This window comes from Sphingopyxis sp., from assembly GCF_035565275.1.
Lineage (GTDB): Bacteria > Pseudomonadota > Alphaproteobacteria > Sphingomonadales > Sphingomonadaceae > Sphingopyxis.
The window spans coordinates 1-8,407 of record NZ_DATMST010000128.1; the positions used below are offsets into that span (position 1 = coordinate 1).

8 protein-coding genes and 2 riboswitches are annotated in these 8,407 nt (G+C 65.5%); all 8 genes read right to left on the minus strand.

What is annotated here, in order from left to right; translation table 11 throughout:
- Window positions 1-45 precede the first annotated feature (45 nt).
- A complete protein-coding gene (gene gcvPB, locus VN047_RS08485; protein ID WP_325541703.1) occupies window positions 46-1,593 on the minus strand; it encodes an aminomethyl-transferring glycine dehydrogenase subunit GcvPB in 1,548 nt (515 codons plus the stop codon).
- The gene (gene gcvPA / locus VN047_RS08490; protein ID WP_325541705.1) at window positions 1,590-2,948 is read right to left on the minus strand and encodes an aminomethyl-transferring glycine dehydrogenase subunit GcvPA; all 1,359 of its coding nucleotides are present in this window, start codon (window positions 2,946-2,948) and stop codon (window positions 1,590-1,592) included. Before gcvPA ends, gcvPB begins: the two co-directional genes overlap by 4 nt.
- A gap of 3 nt (window positions 2,949-2,951) precedes the next feature.
- Complete coding sequence (locus VN047_RS08495; RefSeq protein ID WP_325541707.1) at window positions 2,952-3,773, minus strand: glycosyltransferase; 822 nt, start codon at window positions 3,771-3,773, stop codon at window positions 2,952-2,954.
- 37 nt (window positions 3,774-3,810) lie between these two features.
- On the minus strand, window positions 3,811-4,182 hold the full coding sequence (gcvH, locus tag VN047_RS08500; protein WP_293642948.1) for a glycine cleavage system protein GcvH: 372 nt from the start codon (window positions 4,180-4,182) through the stop codon (window positions 3,811-3,813).
- A 3-nt stretch (window positions 4,183-4,185) separates the two neighbouring features.
- Complete coding sequence (gcvT, locus tag VN047_RS08505; RefSeq protein WP_325541711.1) at window positions 4,186-5,331, minus strand: glycine cleavage system aminomethyltransferase GcvT; 1,146 nt, start codon at window positions 5,329-5,331, stop codon at window positions 4,186-4,188.
- Between the two features lie 55 nt (window positions 5,332-5,386).
- Window positions 5,387-5,495, minus strand: a riboswitch (glycine riboswitch).
- A riboswitch (glycine riboswitch) is annotated at window positions 5,496-5,597 on the minus strand. It lies immediately after the preceding riboswitch.
- Window positions 5,598-5,655: 58 nt separating this feature from the next.
- Window positions 5,656-6,303, minus strand: coding sequence for an NAD-dependent dehydratase (locus VN047_RS08510; protein ID WP_325541713.1), 648 nt, complete (start codon window positions 6,301-6,303; stop codon window positions 5,656-5,658).
- Window positions 6,296-7,468: a deoxyguanosinetriphosphate triphosphohydrolase gene (locus tag VN047_RS08515; RefSeq protein WP_325541715.1), complete on the minus strand. Its 1,173-nt coding sequence runs from the start codon at window positions 7,466-7,468 to the stop codon at window positions 6,296-6,298. The genes VN047_RS08510 and VN047_RS08515 overlap by 8 nt, the downstream gene beginning before the upstream one ends.
- A gap of 160 nt (window positions 7,469-7,628) precedes the next feature.
- Window positions 7,629-8,407: SPOR domain-containing protein (locus VN047_RS08520; RefSeq protein ID WP_325541717.1), on the minus strand; the 779-nt coding region annotated here is incomplete at its 5' end.

The window sequence follows — 8,407 nt, forward strand, 5'->3', positions numbered from 1 at the left end:
CGGGGCGCGTTTCGGGGCGGTCGGGGCCGGGTGCTGGCTCGGCCATCAATCCTCCCAGGCGAGGACCGGCTTGCGTGCCGCCGCCGTCTCGTCGAGGCGCGCGCGCGGAGCGAAATGCGGGGCGGTCTTGAGCGCCGGGTCGCCGTTCTTCGCCCGCAGCGCGATGCTGCGCAGCGCGCCGATGAACTGGTCCAGCACCGCCTTGCTTTCGGTCTCGGTCGGCTCGACGAGCATCGCGCCATGAACGACGAGCGGGAAATAGACCGTCATCGGATGATAACCCTCGTCGATCAGTCCCTTGGCGATGTCGAGCGTCGAGAAGCCCTCGGCGAGCCCCTTGTCGCTGAACAGCGCCTCATGCATGCACGGGCCCGACGACGCGAACGGCGCATCGAGCACATCGTCGAGGCTGCGCAGGATGTAGTTGGCGTTGAGCACCGCATCCTCGGCAACCTGCTTCAGCCCGTCGGCACCGTGGCTGAGGATATAGGTCAGCGCGCGGGTGAACATGCCCATCTGGCCGTGAAAGGCGGTCATGCGGCCGAACGTCTGCGGATGCTCCTCGCCCGCGCTTTCCTCTTCGACCAGCTTGAACGACCCGTCGGCGTAACGCGCGGCATAGGGGATCGGGCCATAGGGCGCCAATGCCTCCGACAGCACGACCGGGCCCGAGCCCGGACCGCCGCCGCCATGCGGGGTCGAAAAGGTCTTGTGGAGGTTGATGTGCATCGCATCGATGCCGAGATCGCCGGGCCGCACCTTGCCGACAATCGCGTTGAAATTGGCGCCGTCACAATAGACGTAGCCGCCCACCGCGTGCACCGCGTCCGAAATCGCCTTCATATCGCGCTCGAACAAGCCGCAGGTGTTGGGGTTGGTGATCATCACGCCCGCTACATCAGGTCCGAGGCGCGCCTTGAGCGCCGCGAGATCGACGCGGCCTTCGGCGGTCGCCGGGATGTCCTCGACCGTGAAGCCTGCGAAAGCCGCGGTCGCCGGATTGGTGCCGTGCGCGCTTTCGGGGACAAGCAGGACGCGCCGGTCCTCCCCGCGCGCTTCAAGCGCCGCCTTGATGCAGAGGATGCCGCAAAGCTCGCCATGCGCGCCCGCCTTGGGCGACATCGCGACGCCATACATACCGGTGAGCTTGATCAGCCACATGGCGAGTTCGTTGATGACCGCGAGTGCGCCCTGCACCGTCTCCTGCGGCTGGAGCGGATGGACGTCAGCGAAGCCCGGCATCCGCGCGACCTTTTCGTTGAGCCGCGGGTTATGCTTCATCGTGCAGCTGCCGAGCGGGAAGAGGCCGAGATCGATCGCGTAATTCTGCCGCGACAGGCGCGTATAATGCCGCACGGTCCCGGATTCGCTGAGGCCCGGCAGGCCGATCGGCGCGGTGCGCGCGAGCGCACCGAAATCGGCGGCCGGCGCGGCTTCGTCGAAATCGACGCCGGTCGTGTCGGTCGATCCGATCTCGAAAATCAGCGGCTCCTCGAGCATCAGCGCACGGTTGCCGGTAAAGGTCGTCGTGTCGTCGACACCGCCCGCAACATTCATTTCGGGGCGCCAGCCGGCGGGGTTGAGCGCGGTCATGCCAGCACCTCCTTCAGGGCAGCGGCAAAGGCGGAGATATCCGCCCCGGTCACGGTTTCGGTAACAGCAACGACAAGGCCGTTTTCGAGGCCCGTATTGTCGGGATAGAGGCGGCCGAGCGAGACGCCGCCCAATATGTCCATTCCGGCAAGCTGGTGAATTACCGGCCGCGCCGCGGTCGGCAGCAGCAAGGTAAACTCGTTGAAGAAGCTGCTGTTCAGCACAGTTATGCCGGGGACCTTCGCGAGTTCAGCGGCAGCAGCTTTGGCGCGGTCATGGTTGATAGCAGCAAGCTGTCGCAGACCCGCTTCGCCCAGCAAGGTCATGTGAATGCTGAAGGCCAGCGCGCAAAGCCCGGAATTCGTGCAGATATTGCTCGTCGCTTTCTCGCGCCGGATATGCTGCTCGCGCGTCGAGAGGGTCAGCACGAAACCGCGCTTGCCGTTCGCGTCGACCGTCTCGCCGCAAAGCCGTCCCGGCATCTGGCGGACATATTTGGTCTTGCACGCGAAAAGGCCGACATAAGGTCCGCCGAATTGCAGGCCGACGCCGAGCGACTGCCCTTCGCCCACCACGATATCGGCGCCCATTTCGCCAGGCGACTTGATCAGCCCGAGCGCGACCGGCTCGGTAACCACAGCGATCAGCAGCGCGCCCGCGGCTTGGCAGGCGTCGGCAAGCTTCGTCATGTCGTCGATGCGACCGAGGATGTCAGGATATTGAACCACGACGCAGCTCGTTTCCTTGTCGATGCTGCCCGCAAGCGCGGCCCAGTCGGTGCCGGGCTCGAGCGTCGGGTCGCCATCGACGAGCACATCACCGGTATACTTCGCCATCGTGCGCGCGACGCTGCGATAATGAGGATGGAGGCCCGTCGAAATCAGCGCCTTCGCGCGCTTGGTAATGCGCCGCGCCATCACGATCGCTTCCCAGCAAGCGGTCGAGCCGTCGTACATCGACGCATTGGCAACGTCGGTGCCGAGCAGGCGGGCAACCTGGCTCTGGAATTCGAACAGCATCTGCAGCGTACCCTGCGCGATTTCGGGCTGGTACGGCGTGTAAGCGGTCAGAAACTCGCCGCGCTGGATCAGATGATCGACGCTGGCCGGGACATGGTGGCGATAGGCGCCGGCGCCGAGGAAGAAGGGGCCCTCGCCCGCGGCACGGTTGCGGCGCGCGAGGGCACTCATGTGCCGCTCGACCGCCAGTTCGCTCGCATGCATCGGCAAATCGGCGATCGGACCTTCGAGCCGTGCTTCGACGGGGACGTCGGCAAACAGATCGTCGATCGAGGAGGCCCCGATGGCGGCGAGCATCGCCGTGCGGTCGTCGGGAGTGAGTGGAAGATAACGCATGAACTACTCCGAAGAAGATTCTGGTTTTGCGGAAAAAAGCTGTGCCGTGTCGGCGAGCGTGCCCGAAAAGATCGCTGGGCCCGCGTGCGTCGTCCGGATCCACGGCGCCAGCCAGATACGAAAGCCCGCATCGCGAACGCGCCGGCAAAAGGCGTAGTCGTCCGACAGCAACGCCTGACTTTCAGGCTCGATCAGCGGGCAGAAAAAGGCGGGCTCGAATTCGCCGACGCCATGCGCCTGCCTCTCCGCGGGATCGGGGCGGAAGACGAGATCGGGCAAGGCCGTTCGCATGCCTTCGAGCACCTCGCGACGGATCAGCATCATGGCGGTACCGAGCCGCGTCAATTCGACAAGATCGGTCATCTTGAAACTTTGGTCGGCATGCAGGAAATGCAGCGCGAAATCGCCCGCGAAGCGCGCGAGGTCGGCGGGATTGTCTTTCGCCAGCCCCATCTCGACCGCGCGTGCGACATTGCGCCAGTTGATCATCCGCCGCGCATAGGCGCCGCCGACCACGCCGCATTCGGGGTGCGCCGTCATGACGCGGATCAGCGAAAAGACATCGTCGGCCGAAAAATCGATATCGGCGTCGACGAACAGCAGATGCGTATAATCGCTCGCGAGGAACATCGCGGTCAGCATGTCCCGCGCGCGGGTGATCGACGGCTGGTAGAGGATGAATTCGAAGCGGACGGGCACGCCCGAGGCCTGCGCCCGCAAGGCGAATTCCAGCATCGCGCGGACATATGTTCCCTGCGCGCCTTCATAGATCGGCGTCGCCACCATCAGGCGGCAGCCGGCCAGACCGGGATCGGTCGCACTCATGGTGCGGCGCGCTCTGGCGGAAGGCGCGCGTAACGGGTCAAAGCGCGTCGCAGAAGGCTTTATACGCGGCCGCGTCCATCAGCCCGTCCAGCTGGCTCTTGTCGCCCAGCGTCATGCGAAAGAACCAGCCCTCGCCTTCGGGGTCCGAATTGACGAGCGCAGGATCTTCCTCGAGCTGGCCGTTGCCTTCGGTCACCGTGCCGTCGACGGGGGCATAGACGTCACTTGCCGCCTTCACCGATTCCACCACCGCGGCGTCGCCGCCCTTGCTGAGCTCGGCACCGGTGTCGGGGACCTCGACGAACACGATGTCGCCCAGTTGACCCTGCGCGAAGTCGGTGATGCCGACCGTCGCGACGTCACCATCGACGTCGATCCACTCATGCTCTTCGGTAAAGTAACGCGGCATCTCTCAACCTCCTGTTTTACGAACATAATTATGTGGAACGAAGGGCATGGCTGCTACGGTGCAACGCACTCGCTTGCCGCGCACTTCGGCCGCGATCGCGGTGCCTGGGACGGCGTGGTCGCGCGGAACATAGCCCATCGCGATCGGCGCACCGACGCTCGGGGCGAAGCCGCCCGAGGTCACGACACCGATCTCGTCCTCGCCGTCGAACAGCTTCGCGCCCTCGCGCACCGGCAGTTTTCCGTCGACGAGCAGGCCGACGCGTTTGCGTGGAGGCCCGTCTTCAAGATGGCCGAGGATGCGCGCGGCGCCCGGGAAATTCTCTTCCTCGCGGCGGCGCTTGCTGATTGCGAAACCCAGGTCGGCTTCGGCGGGATCGATCGCGGCGGTAAGGTCGTGGCCGTAGAGCGGCAGCCCCGCCTCGAGCCGTAGCGAATCGCGCGCGCCGAGGCCGATCGGCTTCACCTCTTCCATTGCGCAGAGTGCGTCGGCGAAGGCGGCGAGCGCTTCGTTGGGCAGCGAAACCTCGAACCCGTCCTCGCCGGTGTAGCCCGACCGGCTGAGGGCAATTGCATGGCCGGCCCAGGTTGCGCGGATCGCTTGCATGAACACAAGGGTCGCCGCCTCGGGCACCAGCCGCGCCAGCGCCTCGACGGCCTTCGGCCCCTGCAAAGCGAGAAGGCCGTAATCCTCATTATGATTAAGGGTGATATCGTCGGGCAGATTTTCGCGCAGATGGCCGATATCTTCCCATTTGACGGCACCGTTGACGACGACGCCATACTGGTCGCCCTCGTTGGTGATCATCAGATCGTCGAGAATGCCGCCGTCTTCATCGAGCAGCAGCGAATAGCGCATCCGCCCGGGCTTCAGCGCCGAGATATCGCCGGGAACGAGCGTTTCGAGCGCTTCGGCGACGGCTTGGGTGCTCGGGCCCGAGAGAGAGAGCTGTCCCATGTGGCTGACGTCGAACAGGCCGGCGCTTTCGCGGACCCACAGATGCTCGGCCATGATGCCTTCATACTGGATCGGCATCCAGTAACCGGCGAATTCGACCATGCGGCCGCCCTTCGCACGGTGCCAGGCGTCGAGCGGCAGGGTCGCCGTTTCGATCGCCGCTTCGTCGCCTGTAAATTCGGTGTCGGTCATGCCAGTCTCCCGCGGTTGCATGGCGTATGCGCGGCCCATCGCCCCGCCTGGTCGCCATGCCCCCTCTGTCACGGGAACCTGAGAGTTTTCCTCCATCTCTTGATGGAGTTACCCCTTCGGTGGTTCCGGCGAAAACAGCCGGAACGCTTTCCAGAGTGTCCGTTCCAGCCTGCGCGGTCCTGCTGACCTGAGAGTTTCCGGGGCGGTTGCTCCTTCGGTGGTGGGGCGCCGGTTACCCTGCCCCCACGCTCTCCCGCGCGGCCGGTCGAATCTCTTGGGGAGGTCCGACAGACGCCCGAGCCTTGGCGCCGCCCTTTTGCGGAGTCAATCGGCGAGCGCGCGGATCGCGTCGTTTTCGTGGATATGCACGCCCGAACCGCCCTCGCCGGCGAGCGCGACGATCGCGGCGGCCACGGTCGCGCCCGAAATCGAACGATAGCGGCGGAAGGCGCCGTGGAGCAGCGCGTCGGCCAACGGCGCGGCGATCGTCGCGAGTCCTTCGCCCAATCGCTGGGCTCCGGGCCGGTTTCCGCGCAGCAGACCCGGCCGGATCAGATCAAGCCGGTCAAAGCCGAGCGCGACGAGATCGTCCTCGACCTCGCCCTTGGTGCGCAGGTAGAAATTGCCGCTCTTCGCGGCGGCGCCGACCGAACTGACCGCGATCATATGCGCCGTGCCACCCGCCCTCGCACCGCGTGCGGCGGCGATTACGAGATCATGGTCGACCGCACGGAACGACGCCTGTGACCCCGCCTGGCGGATCGTCGTGCCGAGGCAGGAGATCAGCACCGCGGGCCTTTCGGCGGCGATGATGTCGCGCCACTGCCCGGGCGGCGCGACCACTTCCTTGTGTTGCGCGCCAAGGCCTTCGACGGAGCGGCGCGCAAGCACCGTAACGGACGACGAACCGAAACGTTCGATCACCGCGCGTCCGACCAGCCCGGTCGCGCCGACGATCAGCGCATCAGGCATGCGCCAGCGCTTCGGGCACGGCATCACGGCCAAAGATATCGGCGTAGCGATCGATGGCGAAACGGTCGGTCATCCCGGCGATATAATCACCGATATGCCGGTTTGTCGCGCATTCTTCGCCCGGCAGGCGTCCCGACCAGTCCGCACCCATCAGCCGCGGATCGCGCGCATAAGCGGCAAAGAGCTCGCCGACGACCTTGTTCGCGGCCTCGGCAGCGGCGAGCTGTTCGGGGTGATGATAGAGGTTGGCGTACATGAACCGCTTGAGCTCGCGCTCCTGCACCGCGAGTTCGGGCGAGAAACCGCCAAGCGTCCGGCCCGCGGCACGGACCTCGCCAACGCTCGCAACGCCTGCGGTAGCGACATTGGCCTCGGTCGCGGCAATCACGTCATTGACCATCACGCCGATCTGGTCGCGGACCAGTTCGCGCAGCAGCCGGTCGCGCGGCGCGCCGGGAAAGCGGCCCTCGACCGCGCGATAATTGGCCGCGACAAAGGGTTGTTCCATCAACTGGTCGAGGTCGAGCAAGCCAGCGCGCAGCCCATCGTCGATGTCATGATTGTCGTAAGCGATGTCGTCGGCGATCGCCGCAATCTGCGCCTCGAGACTGGCATGGCTGCCAAGATCGAGCCCGAAATCGGCATCGATATCGGCGAGCGCCCAGCCCGGATTCTCCACCGGACCATTGTGTTTGGCGAGTCCCTCAAGCGCTTCCCACGTCAGGTTGAGACCGTCGAATCGCGGATAGGGGCACTCGAGCCGCGCCAGCGTCCGCAGCGTATGCCCATTATGATCGAAGCCGCCATGCGCCGCCATCGCGGCCTTCAGCGCATCTTCGCCGGCATGACCGAACGGCGGGTGGCCGATATCGTGCGCGAGGCACAGCGCTTCGGTCAGATCCTCGTTCAATCCGAGCGCGCGCGCGATGCCGCGCCCGATCTGCGCGACCTCGATGCTGTGCGTCAGGCGGACGCGATAATGGTCGCCGTCGGGTGCGACGAACACCTGCGTCTTGTGACGCAGGCGGCGGAAGGCGATCGAATGGATGATGCGGTCGCGGTCGCGCTGGAAGTCGTCGCGCGGGCCGCGCACGACGCGCCCGGATTCGGCATGACGCCGCCCGCGACTATGCGCAGGATCGCTGGCGCAATCACGGACGCTCATGAGGGCCAGAATCCGCTATTTGCGCCTCGAAGGGATTTGACCGATTTTGTCCATGGCCGCGTCAGCGAGCCTTGGAATATGCTCATATGCCTTCGCCTCGCTTCCTCGCCCTGAACAAAATCGCTTCAAACCTCGAAGGTGCAAATATCGGATTCTGCCCCTAAATCGGATCGACGGCTTGCCCCGCCTCACTGTTGAAGAGGAAGGCGTCGCCCCCCGCCTTCTTGTAGCCCGCGAGCCAGTCCTGCGCCGCCTTGCGGTCCTTGAACGGACCAAGGAGCAGCCGGCGGGTGCTGCCCCATTCGGCGGTTCCGCCCGATTTACCCTTGAACAGATCGGGATTCTTCTTTGCGAACTTGCCGAAATCAGTGGCGAGAGCGCGCGCATTGGCCCCGGTCGCAACCTGGACCCATATCCGTGCGGGATTTGCCTTTTTCTCGGCCGCCTCGGCTTTTGCCTTGGCGTCGGCTTCGGCCTTGAGCTTGGCGGCCGCCTCGTCCTTTTCGCGCTTCGCCGCCTCGGCGGCTTCGGCCTTGCGCTTGTCCTCGAGCAGCTTTGCAAGCGTGTCGGCGCCGACCGCATTGCCCGACTGGGCCAGTTCCTCTGCAGGAATCTCGATCGATCCAACGATATCGGCAAGCGATGCGAGCGGGGCGGCCGACGCGGGAGCGCGCGTCGGTACCGGGGTCGCGGCAGCAGCTGTCGAATGGCCCATATCGGCAATCGAGAAACCCGGGCCGACGGCTTCCTCCTTGCCGGTATCGACGACGGTTCCGGTCGATCCGGCAGCGGCGGTGGCAGGAGCCGGACCAGTCTGCGCCGGAACGGCTGTCACTGCCTGGGTACGGGCCGGCCCGGTCACGGATGCGGGCGATTCGGACGCGGGGCGAATCGTCTGCCGGAATGGCGACTGCAGCACCGGGGCGCCCGCTGCGGCAG